The 14,976-nt window shown below is 64.5% G+C and carries 17 protein-coding genes, 2 tRNA genes and 1 pseudogene; 6 read left to right on the top strand and 14 right to left on the bottom strand.

The genetic code is table 11. From position 1 onward, the window contains the following. Window positions 1-11: 11 nt before the first annotated feature. The 4 genes from dbpA to GTP77_RS23965 all read left to right on the top strand — a co-directional run bounded on the left by dbpA (window position 12) and on the right by GTP77_RS23965 (window position 2,578). Window positions 12-1,424 (top strand): ATP-dependent RNA helicase DbpA, encoded by a 1,413-nt coding sequence (gene dbpA, locus GTP77_RS23980; RefSeq protein ID WP_161074682.1) that lies wholly within the window; start codon window positions 12-14, stop codon window positions 1,422-1,424. A 59-nt stretch (window positions 1,425-1,483) separates the two neighbouring features. After that, window positions 1,484-1,870 (top strand): VOC family protein, encoded by a 387-nt coding sequence (locus GTP77_RS23975; protein WP_161074681.1) that lies wholly within the window; start codon window positions 1,484-1,486, stop codon window positions 1,868-1,870. Window positions 1,871-1,940: 70 nt separating this feature from the next. Continuing rightward, on the top strand, window positions 1,941-2,177 hold the full coding sequence (locus tag GTP77_RS23970; protein WP_161074680.1) for an antitoxin: 237 nt from the start codon (window positions 1,941-1,943) through the stop codon (window positions 2,175-2,177). Continuing rightward, window positions 2,177-2,578 (top strand): type II toxin-antitoxin system VapC family toxin, encoded by a 402-nt coding sequence (locus GTP77_RS23965; RefSeq protein ID WP_161074679.1) that lies wholly within the window; start codon window positions 2,177-2,179, stop codon window positions 2,576-2,578. The genes GTP77_RS23970 and GTP77_RS23965 overlap by 1 nt, the downstream gene beginning before the upstream one ends. Window positions 2,579-2,625: 47 nt before the next feature. Here GTP77_RS23965 and GTP77_RS23960 read toward each other — a convergent pair whose 3' ends face one another. After that, window positions 2,626-2,826: a hypothetical protein gene (locus tag GTP77_RS23960; RefSeq protein WP_161074678.1), complete on the bottom strand. Its 201-nt coding sequence runs from the start codon at window positions 2,824-2,826 to the stop codon at window positions 2,626-2,628. Window positions 2,827-2,903: 77 nt separating this feature from the next. On the opposite strand from GTP77_RS23960, the gene trhA reads away from it, so the two are divergent. Further along, window positions 2,904-3,539 (top strand): PAQR family membrane homeostasis protein TrhA, encoded by a 636-nt coding sequence (gene trhA / locus GTP77_RS23955; RefSeq protein WP_161074677.1) that lies wholly within the window; start codon window positions 2,904-2,906, stop codon window positions 3,537-3,539. 112 nt (window positions 3,540-3,651) lie between these two features. On the opposite strand, the gene GTP77_RS23950 is transcribed toward trhA, so the two are convergent. From GTP77_RS23950 to GTP77_RS23925, 6 genes are all read right to left on the bottom strand, one after another. After that, window positions 3,652-4,062: a hypothetical protein gene (locus GTP77_RS23950; protein ID WP_161074676.1), complete on the bottom strand. Its 411-nt coding sequence runs from the start codon at window positions 4,060-4,062 to the stop codon at window positions 3,652-3,654. Between the two features lie 75 nt (window positions 4,063-4,137). Further along, entirely contained in the window at window positions 4,138-5,091 is a 954-nt protein-coding gene (locus GTP77_RS23945) for a chemotaxis protein (RefSeq protein ID WP_161074675.1), read from the bottom strand. A gap of 69 nt (window positions 5,092-5,160) precedes the next feature. After that, on the bottom strand, window positions 5,161-6,120 hold the full coding sequence (locus tag GTP77_RS23940) for a threo-3-hydroxy-L-aspartate ammonia-lyase (RefSeq protein ID WP_161074674.1): 960 nt from the start codon (window positions 6,118-6,120) through the stop codon (window positions 5,161-5,163). A 29-nt stretch (window positions 6,121-6,149) separates the two neighbouring features. Then, on the bottom strand, window positions 6,150-7,118 hold the full coding sequence (locus GTP77_RS23935; RefSeq protein WP_161074673.1) for an ornithine cyclodeaminase family protein: 969 nt from the start codon (window positions 7,116-7,118) through the stop codon (window positions 6,150-6,152). Next, window positions 7,108-7,749, bottom strand: coding sequence for a helix-turn-helix transcriptional regulator (locus GTP77_RS23930; protein ID WP_161074672.1), 642 nt, complete (start codon window positions 7,747-7,749; stop codon window positions 7,108-7,110). The genes GTP77_RS23935 and GTP77_RS23930 overlap by 11 nt, the downstream gene beginning before the upstream one ends. Before the next feature lie 46 nt (window positions 7,750-7,795). After that, window positions 7,796-9,382: an amidase gene (locus tag GTP77_RS23925; RefSeq protein WP_161074671.1), complete on the bottom strand. Its 1,587-nt coding sequence runs from the start codon at window positions 9,380-9,382 to the stop codon at window positions 7,796-7,798. A 241-nt stretch (window positions 9,383-9,623) separates the two neighbouring features. On the opposite strand from GTP77_RS23925, the gene GTP77_RS23920 reads away from it, so the two are divergent. Next, window positions 9,624-11,444, top strand: a complete 1,821-nt coding sequence (locus GTP77_RS23920) for a DUF4214 domain-containing protein (RefSeq protein WP_161074670.1) — start codon at window positions 9,624-9,626, stop codon at window positions 11,442-11,444. 66 nt (window positions 11,445-11,510) lie between these two features. On the opposite strand, the gene GTP77_RS23915 is transcribed toward GTP77_RS23920, so the two are convergent. The 7 genes and pseudogenes from GTP77_RS23915 to GTP77_RS23885 form a co-directional block, all read right to left on the bottom strand. Continuing rightward, window positions 11,511-12,086, bottom strand: a complete 576-nt coding sequence (locus GTP77_RS23915) for an elongation factor P (protein ID WP_161074669.1) — start codon at window positions 12,084-12,086, stop codon at window positions 11,511-11,513. 150 nt (window positions 12,087-12,236) lie between these two features. Further along, window positions 12,237-13,418 (bottom strand): elongation factor P maturation arginine rhamnosyltransferase EarP, encoded by a 1,182-nt coding sequence (earP, locus tag GTP77_RS23910; RefSeq protein ID WP_223149393.1) that lies wholly within the window; start codon window positions 13,416-13,418, stop codon window positions 12,237-12,239. Window positions 13,419-13,457: 39 nt separating this feature from the next. Continuing rightward, window positions 13,458-13,533, bottom strand: a tRNA-Glu gene (locus GTP77_RS23905). Between the two features lie 93 nt (window positions 13,534-13,626). Further along, a tRNA-Glu gene (locus GTP77_RS23900) sits at window positions 13,627-13,702 on the bottom strand. Between the two features lie 79 nt (window positions 13,703-13,781). Further along, window positions 13,782-14,093 (bottom strand): cytochrome C oxidase subunit IV family protein, encoded by a 312-nt coding sequence (locus GTP77_RS23895; protein WP_161074667.1) that lies wholly within the window; start codon window positions 14,091-14,093, stop codon window positions 13,782-13,784. 8 nt (window positions 14,094-14,101) lie between these two features. Next, window positions 14,102-14,779, bottom strand: coding sequence for a heme-copper oxidase subunit III family protein (locus tag GTP77_RS23890; RefSeq protein ID WP_161074666.1), 678 nt, complete (start codon window positions 14,777-14,779; stop codon window positions 14,102-14,104). A 3-nt stretch (window positions 14,780-14,782) separates the two neighbouring features. Then, window positions 14,783-14,976, bottom strand: a pseudogene (locus tag GTP77_RS23885) (hypothetical protein); the annotation flags it as partial.

Below are 14,976 nucleotides of genomic sequence, written 5' to 3'. Positions count from 1 at the left end.
GGTCCGCCACCATGAGTTCTGAATCCTTCCACAGCCTGCCGCTGACGCCCGCCTTCCTGGCCAATCTCGACATTCTCGGCTACACCCAGATGACGCCCATCCAGGCGCAGAGCCTGCCGTCGGTGCTGGAGGGACGCGACCTGATCGCCCAGGCCAAGACCGGCAGCGGCAAGACCGCCGCCTTCGGCATCGGCATGCTGAGCAAGATCAACCCGGCGTGGTTCGCCACCCAGGGCCTGGTGATGTGCCCGACCCGCGAGCTGGCCGACCAGGTGGCCAACGAGCTGCGCCGCCTGGCGCGCGGCGTGGGCAATGTGAAGATTCTGGTGCTGACCGGCGGCTCGCCGATGCGTCCGCAGATCGCCTCGCTGGAACACGGCGCCCACATCGTGGTCGGCACGCCCGGCCGCATCCGCGACCACCTGAGCCGCCAGACGCTGGAACTGGGCATGGTCAACACCCTGGTGCTGGACGAAGCGGACCGCATGACCGATATGGGCTTTTACGACGAGATCGCCGGCATCGTGTCGGCCTGCCCGAAGCGCCGCCAGACGCTGCTGTTCTCGGCCACCTACCCGGACGACATCCGCGTGGCCACCGAAGCCTTCCTGGCCGACCCGGTGGAAGTGACGGTGCAGGCGCAGCACGACAACAGCAAGATCGAGCAGCGCTTCTATGAAGTGGGCTTTGACGACCGCGACGCGGCCGTGAGCAAGCTGCTCAAGCACTACCAGCCGGCCTCGGCCATCGCCTTCTGCAACACCAAGGTGCACTGCCGCGAGCTGGTGGAGTCGCTGCGCAAGGACGGCTTCACGGCGCTGGCCCTGTACGGCGAACTGGAGCAGCGCGAGCGCGACGAGATCCTGGTGCTGTTCGCCAACCGCAGCGCCACCGTGCTGGTGGCTACCGACGTGGCCGCGCGCGGCCTGGACATCGCCAACCTGGAAGCGGTGATCAACGTCGACGTGTCCAAGGACACCGAAGTGCACATCCACCGCATCGGCCGCACCGGCCGCGTGGAACAGCAAGGCCTGGCGCTGTCGCTGTGCGCACCGAACGAAAAGAAGTGGGTCAAGCTGATCGAGGAATACCAGGGCAAGGCCGTGGAATGGCACTCGCTCAAGGACCTGCCGAACGACGAATACGCGCAAGGCGATCCGGCGCCCTTCCTGACCCTGTGCATTATGGCGGGCAAGAAGGACAAGCTGCGTCCGGGCGACGTGCTGGGCGCGCTGACCGGCGACGCCGGCCTGGCCAAGGAACAAGTGGGCAAGATCAACGTGTTCGAATTCCAGACCTATGTGGCGCTGGACCGCCGCGTGGCCTACGACGCGTTCGACCGCCTGTCCAAGGGCAGCCGCGAAGGCGCCGACTTCGGCAGCTTCAAGGGCCGCAACTTCAAGATGCGCTTCATCGAAGTGTAACCGCCGTGCGGCGTCTTCTGATACAGTTGGTTTAATCACCACTGCATCAGGAGAGCTGCATGAGAATCGGACTGGCTGGCATCATGGTCGACGACCAGAACAAGGCGCTGGCCTTCTACACGGGCGTGCTGGGCTTCACCGTCAAGAACGACATCCCGATGGGGAGCTTCCGCTGGCTCACCGTGACCTCGCCGGAAGGCGCCGAGGGCGTGGAGCTGGTGCTGGAGCCGATAGGCTTCCCGCCCGCGCACGCCTACCAGAGCGCGCTCTACGAAGCGGGCATCCCCGCCACCGCCTTCCTGACCGACGACATCCAGTCCGAATACACGCGCCTGAAGGAGCTGGGCGTGGTGTTCCGTGGCGAGCCCACCAATATGGGGCCGATCACCGGCGTGCTGTTCGAAGACACCTGCGGCAACCTGATCAACCTGGTGCAGCCTTCGTAGCCGCCCATCTTCCTCGCCGCGCTGAAATCTGGACTAAAGTACATCTACGTACATACTTTGTGGGGACGCCATGAAGACGACCAAACTCTTCCGAAACGGCAATTCGCAGGCCGTGCGCATCCCATCGGAACTGGCCTACGAGCGCACGGATATGGAGTTGGAAATAGAGCGGGTGGGCGAAGAGTTGCGTATCCGCCCAGCCCGTAGGCCGCTCACTGGTGTGCTGAAGAAGTTTGCACGGTTTGGCCCGGATTTCATGTCTGAAGGACGAGGCGATCAAGAGCAGGCCGAGCGGGAACCAATCTGATGCCGCTCTACATGCTGGATACCAATATGTGTATCTATCTCATGAAGAATCAGCCAGCACAGGTCTCGGAACGATTTTCTCAATGCTATGTCGGCGACGTCGTGATGTCCGCGATTACTTATGCCGAGTTGGAATATGGTGTTGAGATTTCAGCCAACAGCATGCGAGAACGACGAAATCTTGCAGCGCTGGTTGAAGACATTCCTGTTGCGGCTTTCAATATGGCCGCAGCAAAAGCCTATGGCCCAGTTCGAGCCGCGGCCAGAGAGAGGAAAAGGGATCAGCTCGACAAACTGATTGCAGCGCATGCAATCGCGCTCGATGTCATCCTCGTCACCAACAACGAGAAAGACTTTGCCAGATACCCAAGTTTGAAAATGGAGAACTGGTTGCGTATCTGACATTCGGCATTAGTCCGAGCAGATTGGTGCCTTGTGCTACAGCCAAGTTAAGGTTTGACCAGACTGGAGCCGGCCATGAAGCCAAATCCATCCACAGCCAGCTGCATATCCGTTTGCCCGGCGCTTCCCGCGTACAAGGACTCCGCAGTGCCCCAGCTGCTCGCCAGATGGGCGGGCAACCCGGCGGCCGCTTGGACGGATGGGTGCCACAAAGCGGCGAAGATAAAAACGATAAGGGTCTTGCGCATAGGGTGGTGTTCCGTATTAGTCATGGTCCGGTTTTGATATGCGTCTACAATGGCCCGAACACTTACTAAGGCTAATCATGGTTAAGTTTGCCCAAGCAGGCGAAAAGTTCAACGCGGCAACACATTTGGCGGGAGCGCTGCTGGCTGCCGGCGGGTCGGTTTATCTGCTGGGACAGGTGCAGAGTGGTCCCTGGCAGAGCGTGGTCAGCATCGGCGTGTACTGTTTCAGCTTGGTGCTGCTGTACGCCTGCTCAACCGTCTACCATGCCAGCATGGGCCGCGTGAAGGCCTTGTGGCAGAAGTTCGACCATTGCGCGATCTACGTCCTGATTGCGGGCACCTACACCCCATTCTGCAGCCTGGCGCTGGACAGCCAGCTCGGCTGGGCTTTGCTGGCAGCCGTCTGGCTGCTGGCGTTCGTCGGCATCGTGCAAGAGTTGCGGAAAAGCGAGAACCGCTGGCTGTCGGTGGTGATTTATCTGACCATGGGCTGGTCGGCGGTGCTGATGGTGCTCCCTTTGCGCGCTTCACTGGGCAATGACGGCTTTGCCTACGTGCTGGCGGGCGGCCTGTTCTACACGGTCGGCATCATCTTTTACGTGATCGACACGCGAATGCGCCACGCGCACGGCATTTGGCACCTTTTCGTGCTGCTGGGCAGCGCCCTGCACTACCTGGCCATCGCGCAGTTCGTGCTGCCGGACAGCGCGTAGGGCGGGTTAGCGAGCCGGAGGCTCTCGTAACCCGCCAATTGGCATGCTGAGCATGGCGGGTTACGTCGGCTGGCGCCTCCTAACCCGCCCTACGTTTGCCTGAGCCTTGCGGCTAGACGCCGAACAGGTCGTGCGCATCCAGGATGGCGTAGATGATGGCGGGGTTTTTCTTGAGGCAGCGGCGCACCGCAGCGGGGATGGCTTCGCGGGTTTTGCGGCACAGGCCGGGGCGCATGCTCAGTTCGATCTGCAGGCCCATCACGGTGCGCACTTCGTTCTCGCCCGGGGCGATCTTCAGCGCCACGCCGAGATTCTCTTGCAGGCGCAGGCCGATGCGCTGCAGGTCTTCGTAGCTTTCAGCGGCTTCGATGCGCTGGATCAGCCGCTTTTCGTCTTCCTTGGTCAGCCGCAGCACGGCCAGCGCGGCCATGTCCGCCGCTGCGTCCTCGAGCAGCTGCTCGCGCTTGCAGTCGCAGGCGCCGGGCGGGCATTCTTTGCGGATCGGGAAGTCGATTTGCAGCATGGGTTCCATCGCGGCCGGCGGACGCCCTGGATGGCGCCCGCTTAAATTCTACCGCGATTTCCCCCGCGTGCCGCGCTATTTCGCCAGCACCTTGCGGATGGTGGCGGCCAGCTCCTCGGCCATGAATTTGGCCACGTAGGCGTCCGCGCCGACGGTCTTGACGTGCTCCTCGTTGGTGGTGCCCGACAGCGAGGAATGGATGACCACCGGCAGCGCCGCGTAGCGCGAGGTCTGCTTGATGTTGCGCGTCAGGGTGAAGCCGTCCATTTCCGGCATTTCCAGGTCGGTCAGCACCAGGGCGATCTTGTCGTACACGGTCTTGCCTTCGGCTTCGGCGGCGGCCGCGATCTGACCCAGCTTGTCCCACGCTTCCTTGCCGGACTTGGTCATGATGAAGGGCGCGCCCATGGCTTCCAGGCCTTTCTCGATCAGCGTGCGCGCCACCACCGAGTCGTCCGCCGCCAGTATCATGGTGCCCGGACGCAGGTTCAGGTTGGGGCCTATGGTTTCCGGGTCCACATCGGGACGGTCGGTCGGATTCATATTGCGCAGGATGGTTTCCACATCCAGCACTTGCGCCAGGCGCGAGCCATTGGCGCCGTCCAGGCGGGCGATGCTGGTGACCATGCCGCCCACGGCGGTCGATTCGGCCGACAGCACCTGGCCCCAGTCCAGGCGCACGATGTCTTCCACCGATTCCACCGCGAAGGCCTGCGTGGTGCGGGCGAACTCGGTGACCAGCATGATGTTCAGGCCGGTCTTGGGCGTACAGCCGCAGATGGCCGGCAGGTCCAGCACCTGGATGATCTGGCCGCGCAGGTTGACCACGCCCAGCATGTGGGGCTGCGAGCCGGCCACCGCCGTGATGGGCGGCATGGCGACGATCTCGCGGATCTTGAACACATTGATGCCGAACAGCTCGTTGCGGTCGCCGCTGGCGTCGCCGCCCAGGCGGAACAGCAGCAGCTCGAACTTGTTGGTGCCGGTCAGGTTGCTGCGTTCGTCGACTTCCTGTTGTACGGAATGCATTTTAGTGTCCTCGCCTTCATCGTTGATGGTGCGACTCTACCCGCGCCCGCCCGGCCCGTAACTTGTCCTTTAGGCCAATAACGCGCAGAAGCGCGCCATGTCCACATTGCCGCCGCTGATGATAACGCCCACGCGCTTGCCCTTGAGCTGCTCGCGCATGGCGCGCGCCGCGGCGAATCCGAGACAGCCGGTGGGTTCCACCACGATCTTCATGCGCGCGGCGAAGAAGCGCATTTCCTCCACCAGCTGGGCGTCGCTGACGGTGAGCACGTCGTCCACGTCGCGGCGGATGATGTCGAAGGTGTAGTTGCCCAGGTGCTGGGTCTGGGCGCCGTCGGCGATGGTTTGCGGCGTGTCGATGTGGACGATGGCGCCGCTGCGGAACGATTGCTGGCCGTCGTTGCCGGCCTCCGGCTCCACGCCGTAGATTTTGCAGTCCGGCGACAGCGCGCGCGCCGCCAGCGCGGAGCCGGACAGCAGGCCGCCGCCGCCCAGGCAGACGAACAGCGCGTCGAGCGGGCCGGCTTCGTCGAACAGCTCCTTGGCCGCCGTGCCCTGGCCGGCGATGACGTCCGGGTGGTCATACGGCGGAATCAGCGTCAGGCCGCCCTCCTCGGCCAGCCTGCGGCCGATGGCTTCACGGTCCTCGGTGTAGCGGTCGTACAGCACCACCTTGCCGCCGTAGCCCTTGGTGGCGGCAACCTTGGCGGCCGGCGCGTCCTGGGGCATGACGATGGTGGCGGGTATGCCGAGCAGGCGCGCGGACAGGGCGATGGCCTGCGCGTGGTTGCCGGACGAGAAAGCCACCACGCCGGCCTTGCGCTGCGCCGCGTCGAAGCGCGACAGCGCGTTGAAGGCGCCGCGGAACTTGAAGGCGCCCATGCGCTGCATGTTCTCGGCCTTGAAGAAGATTTGCGCGCCCAGTTCCTCGTCGGCGGTGCGCGAGCGCAGCACCGGGGTGCGGTGGGCATGGCCTTCGATGCGCTGCGCGGCGGCGGCGACGTCGTCGTAGGTAGGCAGGACTTGCATGATTTCCTTTTCAGAGTTTGGTGAACTTGTTACCAGGGCCAGGCTACGCTGCTGCCCACGCCCCTGGCCAGCGCGCGCTCGTAGATCAGGCGCGCCACGGTGAGGTCCTGCAGCGCGATGCCGGTCATGTCGAACACGGTGATGTCTTCCGGCTTGCGGTGCGCCTGCAGCTGGCCAGACAGCAGTTCGCCCAGCTGGTGGCAGGGCAGCTCGGGCGCCCATTGCATTTCGCCGATCTGGCGCGCCTGGATATGGTCGTCGACGAACAGGCGCGCTTGCTGCAGCAGGCCTTCGGGCAGTTCGCGCTTGCCCAGCGTGTCCGCGCCGACGCAGTTGAAGTGGGTGCCGGGACGCACGGCGTCCAGGTTGAACAGCGGCCCGCGCCCGGGCGTGGCGGTGATGACGATGTCGGCCAGCGCCACGGCGGCGTTGCGGTCGGCCGCCATGGCGATGCTGCAGCGCTCGGAGAACTGGCGTTCGAAGGCCGGATCCGGCTCGCCGCTGGCGCTGACGTAGTCGACCTGGTGCAGCGAGGGCAGCAGCTCCAGCGCGTAGCGCAGCTGGATGCGGGCCTGCACGCCGGTGCCGAACACGCACAGGCGGGCGCTGTCGGCGCGCGCCAGCTGTATCAGCCCCAGGCCGCCGGCCGCGCCGGTGCGCATGGTGGTGACGCCGTTGCCGTCGATGATGCACAGCGGGCGGCCGGTGTCCGGGTCGACCAGCACGATGGTGGCCTGGTGCGGCTCGCCGCCCTTCTCCCGGTTGCCGGGCCAGAAGCCGGCCGACTTGAAGCCGAGCAGGTTCTGTCCCGCCACGTTGCCGGACTTGATGCCCCACACGCCTTCCGGCAGGCGCTCGCGCAACAGCGGGAACACGCGGCCCTCTTCCTGCTGGTGCAGCACGAAGGCCTCGCGGGTGGCGTCCAGCACGTCGCGGTAGTTCATCAGGGACTCGCCCTGCACGCTGTCGATCAACAGCAGTCTCGCGTTATTTGGCATAGCTGTACACCGTCGCTCTCGAAATGCCCAGATGCTGGGCGATGATTTCCATGGCGCGCCGCACTTCCAGGCAGCCCGCCTCCCGCAGTTCCTCGATCAGTGCGCGCCGCTCGCCGGCCTTGAGCGTGCGCGGAGTGCTGGACAGGCGCGCCGCGTAGTCGTCGATGCGGCGCCGGATGCCGTCGGCGCCGGCCGGGTCCAGCGATTCCTGCGGCGCCGTGCCGGCGCCGATGCGGCTGAACTGGCCGAACATGGCTTGCAGGCCGTGGAACATCGTCAGGTCCACATTGATGCACAGCGCGGCGACGTACTGCCCGCTGGAGTCCTTCACGCCGATGGAGGTGCTCTTGGCCTGGCGCCCGTCGGCGAAACTGTTGGCGTAGTTTGCCACGATGGCGGGATAGGCGGCGTCCCCGATGCGGGCCAGGCCCAGCTCCGTGGCCGGGCCGCCGACATCGCGGCCGGACAGCTTGTTGTGGATGGCGGCAATGGCGTGCGCCGGGTCGAGCAGGTCGTGCACCACCACTTCGCAGAACGGGGCCAGGGTCTGGCCCAGGCCTTCGGCCACGTTCTTGAGCTGGTCCAGCAGGAGCTGCTGTTCGGCGGTACGGACTATCTTCTGTTTTCGCATTTGGACAGAATATCCAGAATTGGACATTCCGTCAAATTGGCGTTTTCTATCGCGGCTGCGGCGACACGCTGGCGGGGAACTGCGGCGCGCGGCGGTGGCGGGTGGCCTGCTCATAGGCGTAGGCCATGCCGATCAGCTTGGCTTCGGTATAGCTGCCGCCCACGAAGGACAGGCCCACCGGCAGGCCGTGCACATAGCCGGCCGGCACGGTCACGTGCGGATAGCCCGCCACGGCGGCGGGCGAGGAGAAGCTGGCGTTGTAATGGTCGCCGTTGATGAAGTCCGTCAGCCACGCCGGACCGTCGGTGGGCGCCACCAGCGCGTCCAGGCGGTGTTCGCGCATGACCTGGTCTATGCCTTCGGCGCGCGAGTAGCGCTGGTTGTTGGCCAGCGCGTCGAGGTAGGCCTGCTCGTCCAGGCCGCCCTTGGCGGCGGCGCGCTCCAGGTATTCCTGGCCGAAGTAAGGCATTTCCTTGTCCGCGTGCTTGCGGTTGAACTCCACCAGCTCGGCCATATTGCGCACCGGCGCGTTGGGCGCGTATTCCTTCAGGTAGGCCGCCAGGTCGGACTTGAATTCGTACAGCAGCACGTCGGTTTCGGTGCCGTCGTACTTGTTCACGTTGGGCACTTCCACGTCCACCAGCTGCGCGCCCTGGGCCTGCAGCACTTGCAGCGCCTTGGCCATTTCGGCGTCCACGTCCGGGTTCTTGCCGAAGAAGTTGCGCGCCACACCCAGGCGCTTGCCTTGCAGGCTGGCGCGGTCCAACGCGGCGGCGTAGTCGGCCGCCTGGCTGCCGGCGGTGGCGGCGTCGGCCGGGTCCGCGCCGGCCATGGCGGCCAGCATATGCGCGGCGTCCGCCACGCTGCGGGCCATGGGACCGGCCGTGTCCTGCGAATGGGCGATGGGAATGATGCCGCTGCGGCTGAGCAGGCCCAGCGTGGGCTTGATGCCGACCAGGCCGCAGATCGACGCGGGCGAAACGATGGAGCCGTCGGTCTCGGTGCCCACCGCCAGCGTGGCCAGGCCGGCCGCGATGGCGGCGCCGGAGCCGGAGCTCGAGCCGCTGCAATTGCGGTCCAGCGAATACGGGTTGCGCGTGAGGCCGCCGCGCGCGCTCCAGCCGCTCACCGAATGCGTGGAGCGCATATTGGCCCACTCGCTCAGATTGGTCTTGCCGATGATGACGGCGCCGGCCGCGCGCAGCCGGGCCACCACGTGGGCGTCACGCGCTGCGCGCACGCCGGCCAGCGCCAGCGAACCGGCGGTGGTGCTCATGCGGTCGGCGGTGGCGATATTGTCCTTCAGAAGTACGGGGATGCCGTGCAGCGGCCCGCGCAGACGGCGCAGCAGGCGTTCGCGGTCCATTTCGCGGGCGATCTTCAGCGCTTCCGGGTTGATCTCGATAATGGCGTTGATGCGCGGGCCGGCCTTGTCGATATTGCGGATGCGGGCCAGGTATTGCGACGTGAGCGAGTGCGAGGTCAGCTTGTTGGCCGCCATCAGCTCCTGCTGCAGCTGCACGCCGCCGTCCAGAACGGCGCCCGGTCCGGCCTTGGCCGCCGCGTCCGTGCTGGCTGCCATGCCGGCCGCGCCTGCGGCCAAACCCATGCGAACAAATCCCCTACGATCCATACCCAGCTCCGTGAGTGCGCGTACCAAGAGTAGTAAAGCGAAAGTGTAACTGCAGTAACCCACTAGCATAGCAGCGGAAATATTTCCGAGCTACTAATTTGATTATCTTTTTGAAAGGAATAGCAAACTCTCGGTCAAGGAAAAAATATCCGGGTGGAACTGTGCGGGGGCGCTCGGCTTGTCTGATGCACAATTTGTAGGCCATACCCCTACAACCACTATTCACAAAAATCCGACTATCATGCTGCCAAACACATCTAGCACGGTGCAAACCGACATCAGCGCCCCCGATATCGGCGCCCGCATTTCCGCCAACGGCCGTTACGTGGCGTTCTCCTCCAACCAGTCGCTGCTGCCGAGCGACACCAGCCTGAATGACGGCGACATCTATCTGCGCGATCTGCAGACCGGCACGCTGACCCTGGTATCCACGCTGGCGGGCGTAAAGACCAATGCCTCGCTGGCCGGGGACGCCGGCGCCGTGAGCTTCCAGAATACCGTGGGCGGGAACGCCAATATCATGGTCAAGTTCATGGCCAGCGGCGCGCTAATCAACGCCTCCACCACCGCCACCGGCGCCCAGGCCAACGGCTCGAGCTACAACGCGGTGCTGTCGGGCAGCGGGCTGTACGTGGGCTTTATCAGCAAAGCCACCAACCTGGTCGCAAGCGACACCAACGGCACCGATGACATGTTCGTCAAGAACACGCAAACCGGCGTGGTGGTGAACGCCTCCACCACCGCCGCCGGCGTGCAGGCCAACGCGCCCAGCGCCGACACCGCCCTGTCGTCCAACGGCCGCACGGCGGTGTTCACCACCTTTGCCACCAACCTGGCGGCCGGCGACGACAGCTACGCGGACATCTACGCCAAGAACCTGGACAGCGGCGCCCTCACCCGCGTGTCCACCAGTTCCAGCGGCGCGGGCGCCAACGGCAACAGCGACAACGCCTCGGTGTCGGCGGACGGCCGCTACGTGGTGTTCACCAGCCAGGCCAGCAACCTGGTGGCGGGCGACACCAACGCGCACCGCGACGTGTTCCGCAAGGACCTGGCCACTGGCGTGACGCTGCGCGTGTCGACCGGCGCCGACGGCCAGCAGGGCCTGGGCGACTCCAGCAACGCCAGCGTGTCCAACGACGGCCGCTACGTGCTGTTCGAGAGCACCTCGGACTTCACGCCGGGCGACGGCGACGGCCGCGCGGACATCTTTATCAAGGATATCGAAACCGGCGCGCTGACGCGCTTGTCCAGCGGCGGCGACGCCAACCACTACAACTACGCCAGCAGCGCGGCGCTGGCCAGCAGCAGCCTGGACGCGGTGTTCGTCAACTACCAGATGATCGCCAACACCACGGCCGACGCGCGCACCATCACGCACACCACCGTGGGCGCCGGCTTTGGCAGCCTGGCGGGCGCCATCGTCACCGGCACCGCCAGCCCGGAGAGCATCATCGGCAACCAGGGCAACGACCGCATCAGCGGCCTGGGCGGCAACGACGTGATCGACGGCGGCGGCGGCATCGACACGGCTGTCTACACCGGCGCGCGCGCCGGCTACGGCATCACCATCACCGCCACCGGCGCCCTGGTCAGCAACCCGCAGGGCAGCGACGGCTCGGACGTGCTGGGCAACGTGGAGCGCCTGCACTTCGCCAACGCCGACGTGGCGCTGGACATCGAGGGCAATGCGGGCCAGGCCTACCGCCTGTACCAGGCGGTGTTCGACCGCGTGCCGGATCTGCCGGGCCTGGGTTACTGGATCGCGGTGCGCGACGGCGGCGCGTCCATGGACCTGATCGCCAAGAACTTCATGTCGTCCAACGAAGGCCTGGCGCTGTACGGCGCGGCGCCGACCAATGCCGAGGCGGTGACGCGCTTCTACGCCAACACCCTGCACCGCGCACCCGACGAGGCAGGCTTCGCCTACTGGATGAACGTGCTCGACAACCATTTGGCGTCCCAGGCGAACGTGCTGGTGCAGTTCTCGGACAGCCCGGAGAACCATGCCCAGGTGATAGGCGCGATCCAGAACGGCATCGACTTCGTTCCCTTCGCGTAAAAAAAAAAGCCAGGTTCCGCGGAACCTGGCTTTTCCTTGCAGCGAGCGCGCCGCCAAGTCCGGGACTTAGTTGCGTACTACGCGCTTGTATTCGTTGGTACGGGTGTCGATTTCGATCACGTCGTCCTGGGATACGAACAGCGGCACCATCACGATGTGCTGCTTGGATTCGATCGCGTTTTCGATCTTGGCTTCTTTCAGGACGTTGCCCGAAGTGTTGCCCTTCACTGCAGGCTCCGAGTAGGCAACCAGACGAGCGATGGTGGTTGGCAGTTCTACCGAGATGGCTTTGCCGTCGTAGAACACTGCTTCGCACTCCATACCGTCTTTCAGGTAGTTCAGTGCGTCGCCCAGGTTTTCTTCTTCGATCTCGTACTGGTTGTACTCTTGATCCATGAAGACGTACAGCGGGTCGGCGAAGTAGGAGTAGGTCACTGGCTTCTTGTCCAGAACCACCACGTCGAATTTGTCGTCGCCGCGGAATACGTTTTCCAGGGGAGCGTTCGTCAGAAGATTCTTCATCTTCCATTTGTAGGTGAAGCCCGTGCGGCTCGAACCGTTGACATCAGAACGCAGAACGATGAAAGGCTTGGCGTCAACCATGATGATGTTGCCAACACGAATTTCTTTTGCGGGTTTCATAGCGAGTGTACGTATAAAGTGGGTTGCGTGAAAATCATCTGTCGCCTGCTGGCTTCTAACGCCGTAAGCTCTAGTTTGATCGAGTAATAATACCGAGTAAAAATACCTGATAGAGTAACCGGGCAGTATACCTGATTTTTCTTGCGCCGCCTACTTGAGCGACGCAGCAAAACGCAGCAGGTTTGTTGCCAGGTCGCCATGTGCGGCGATCTGCTCCCGCCACACGGCGGCGCGCGCGGCGGTGGCCGGCAGCGCGGCATGCAGCGCGGACCACAGCGCCGGCCAGTCCGGCGCCACATCGCCGTCCGCGCCGGGCGGCGCCGCGCCGTTCCAGCGCAGCGAAAACGCGTCCAGCGCGCCGTCCGCCGCATAACGCGCCAGGAAGGCGCCCAGTTTCTTGTGGTGCAGGTTCTCGTCCTGCGGGTAGATATGCCACACGAAGGGCTGGCCCGCCCATTGCGCGCGCACCACGGAGTCTTCGCCGCGCACAAAATTGAGGTCGCAGGCCCACAGCAGCTGGTCGTAATCCTGCTGCGGCACAAAGGGCAGCACGCGCACGGTGAGCGCCCCGCTGCTGCGTGCGGCGCCGGCCCTGGCCTCGGCGCCCAGGAAGGCTTGCACCGCGTCCGCCGCCACGCCTTCCGGCACCAGGCACAGCACCGGCTCGCCGCCCTGCGCCCAGGCGCTGAACAGCTCGGCCACCGGCGCGTGCGGATAGCAGAACAGCGACACCTTGAGCGCGGCCATGTCCGCCTGCGCCACGCCGAAGCGCGCCAGGAAGGCGGCCTGGGCGGCGGGGTCGGACGCGAAGGCCAGCCGTTGCGCTTCCAGCGCGGACTCGCGCAGCAGGCCGCCGGTTTTCGCGGTGAAGCCGGGGAAGAAGAAATGTTTCGTCAACGGCAAGCGCGGATGGGACGAGGGCAAGGTGTGGCAGCCCTCCACCCATTCCTCCGCCGTCAGTCCTTCCAGGTTCAGCCACACCGGGCGCGGTTCGCACTGCGCCATGGCGGCGATATAGCCGGGCGGGATGTCGCAGCCGAAAAATTCGATGACGATGTCGGCGATGTCGGCCGGCGCGAATTCGCCGTCCTGCCCATCCCAGTGGCGCACGGCCACGCCCGCAATCCGCTGCCGCGCCGCGCCGGGATCCACCTCGGGGCAGATGCGCTGGAAGGTGCGCATATCGTCCACCCACAGCGTGACGGCAATGCCGTGCTCGCTTTGCAGCTGGCGCGCCAGGCGCCAGCAGATGCCGATGTCGCCGTAGTTGTCGACGACTTTGCAGAACAGGGCTAAGGTGGCCATGGCGGCGGGATGGTTTTCGGTAGGCATATGTGGAAAAAAAGCCGCGCAAGGCGGCTTTTTTCTGTCTGGCGTCCCCACGGGGATTCGAACCCCGGTACTCACCGTGAAAGGGTGATGTCCTAGGCCTCTAGACGATGGGGACAGAAATCTGTCGTGACCTATTCTATCGCAGCGTGATCTTAAAAAATCAAAAGCCCCGGCGCACCAGGGCTGCATCTGCACACTTGTTTTGACTTGGCGTCCCCACGGGGATTCGAACCCCGGTACTCACCGTGAAAGGGTGATGTCCTAGGCCTCTAGACGATGGGGACGTCGTAAAAGCGTGGGCGAATTGTAGCACGGTAAAAGCTGGAAAATCAAGGCAAGTCCCGGCGCAAAACCCGTGCAGCTTCAGCCGAAATGCGTCATGCGGGTGAAGAAGGTGTAGTCGCCCTCCACCATCATCAGCCACACCAGAACCAGCAGCGCGGTGGGCGGAATCACGATGGTGTAGATCAGCGCCAGGCGCTCCCATTTCAGGTGCATGAAATAGGCCACGATAAGGCTGGCCTTGGCGGCCATCAGCACCAGGATCAGGGTCCAGCGCAGATAGCCTTGCACGTGGAAAAAATCGACCGCATACGAGAAGGCGCTGAGAATAAAGAGCAGGCCCCATATCTTGAAGTAAATGCCGATCGGGTGCTGCGCGGAAGCGGTGGACATGGCCCCTCCTACCACAAGTAAAACAGCGCAAAGATGAAGACCCAGACCAGGTCCACGAAGTGCCAGTACAGGCCGGCGATTTCAACAATGTCGTATTTGCCACCCTGCCCGCCATGGCCGCGTTCGTAATGCCCGCGCTGCACGCGGCGCGCCACGATAAGCAGGTAGATCACGCCGGCCGACACGTGCAGGCCGTGGAAGCCGGTGATCATGAAGAAGCAGGAGCCGAACTGGGCCGCGCCCATGGGGTTGGCCCAGGGCCGCACGCCTTCATGGATCAGCTTGCTCCATTCGAAGGCCTGCATGCAGACAAACATGGCGCCGAACACGGCGGTGGCCAGCATCAGCCGCGCGCTGATGGCGCGCTCGCCCCGGTAGGCATAGTTGACGGCCATGGCCATGGTGCCGCTGCTGGTGATCAGCACGAAGGTCATGATGGCGATCAGTATCAGCGGCAGGGTCGTGCCCGCGATGGTCAGCGCGAACACCTCGCTGGGATTGGGCCAGGCCGCCGTGGCCGACAGGCGCACCGTCATGTAGCCGGTGAGGAAGCTGCCGAAGATAAAGGTGTCGCTGAGCAGGAAGATCCACATCATCAGCTTGCCCCAGGGGACATGGTAGGCCACCTTGTCGCCCGAGAAGTCGCTGACCAAGCCCTGCACGCCACCACTGCCGGACGCATCCATGATTCACCTCGCTTGCGGCGGCCGGATGCCGACGCTTTCACACACCACCTGCACGAAATCCGGCGTGACCAGGAACATCAGCGCGAACAGCGCCAGCCACAGCAGCAACAAAAAATGCCAGTAGCGCGCGCACAGCGCAGCGCTGGCAGCGAACGCCGCCTGCGCCCGCGCACCCGGCGTGCCCGGCGCGCGCCGCG

The sequence above is a fragment of the Pseudoduganella aquatica genome, assembly GCF_009857595.1.
GTDB lineage: Bacteria > Pseudomonadota > Gammaproteobacteria > Burkholderiales > Burkholderiaceae_D > Rugamonas > Rugamonas aquatica_A.
Note: the sequence above shows the minus strand (reverse complement) of the source record. Positions and strands in the feature narration are given on the sequence as shown.

Excerpts from the sequence above, each read along its gene's own strand:
- GTP77_RS23925 (WP_161074671.1), bottom strand. The coding sequence starts at position 9,382 with ATGGATCGTAGGGGATTTGTTCGCATGGGTTTGGCCGCAGGCGCGGCC.
- GTP77_RS23935 (WP_161074673.1), bottom strand. The coding sequence starts at position 7,118 with ATGCCAAATAACGCGAGACTGCTGTTGATCGACAGCGTGCAGGGCGAG.
- GTP77_RS23920 (WP_161074670.1), top strand. The coding sequence starts at position 9,624 with ATGCTGCCAAACACATCTAGCACGGTGCAAACCGACATCAGCGCCCCC.
- GTP77_RS23930 (WP_161074672.1), bottom strand. The coding sequence starts at position 7,749 with ATGCGAAAACAGAAGATAGTCCGTACCGCCGAACAGCAGCTCCTGCTG.
- GTP77_RS23895 (WP_161074667.1), bottom strand. The coding sequence starts at position 14,093 with ATGTCCACCGCTTCCGCGCAGCACCCGATCGGCATTTACTTCAAGATA.
- GTP77_RS23975 (WP_161074681.1), top strand. The coding sequence starts at position 1,484 with ATGAGAATCGGACTGGCTGGCATCATGGTCGACGACCAGAACAAGGCG.
- GTP77_RS23890 (WP_161074666.1), bottom strand. The coding sequence starts at position 14,779 with ATGGATGCGTCCGGCAGTGGTGGCGTGCAGGGCTTGGTCAGCGACTTC.
- GTP77_RS23915 (WP_161074669.1), bottom strand. The coding sequence starts at position 12,086 with ATGAAACCCGCAAAAGAAATTCGTGTTGGCAACATCATCATGGTTGAC.
- earP (WP_223149393.1), bottom strand. The coding sequence starts at position 13,418 with ATGCCTACCGAAAACCATCCCGCCGCCATGGCCACCTTAGCCCTGTTC.
- trhA (WP_161074677.1), top strand. The coding sequence starts at position 2,904 with ATGGTTAAGTTTGCCCAAGCAGGCGAAAAGTTCAACGCGGCAACACAT.
- GTP77_RS23950 (WP_161074676.1), bottom strand. The coding sequence starts at position 4,062 with ATGCTGCAAATCGACTTCCCGATCCGCAAAGAATGCCCGCCCGGCGCC.
- GTP77_RS23945 (WP_161074675.1), bottom strand. The coding sequence starts at position 5,091 with ATGCATTCCGTACAACAGGAAGTCGACGAACGCAGCAACCTGACCGGC.
- GTP77_RS23940 (WP_161074674.1), bottom strand. The coding sequence starts at position 6,120 with ATGCAAGTCCTGCCTACCTACGACGACGTCGCCGCCGCCGCGCAGCGC.
- GTP77_RS23965 (WP_161074679.1), top strand. The coding sequence starts at position 2,177 with ATGCCGCTCTACATGCTGGATACCAATATGTGTATCTATCTCATGAAG.
- GTP77_RS23960 (WP_161074678.1), bottom strand. The coding sequence starts at position 2,826 with ATGCGCAAGACCCTTATCGTTTTTATCTTCGCCGCTTTGTGGCACCCA.
- GTP77_RS23970 (WP_161074680.1), top strand. The coding sequence starts at position 1,941 with ATGAAGACGACCAAACTCTTCCGAAACGGCAATTCGCAGGCCGTGCGC.
- dbpA (WP_161074682.1), top strand. The coding sequence starts at position 12 with ATGAGTTCTGAATCCTTCCACAGCCTGCCGCTGACGCCCGCCTTCCTG.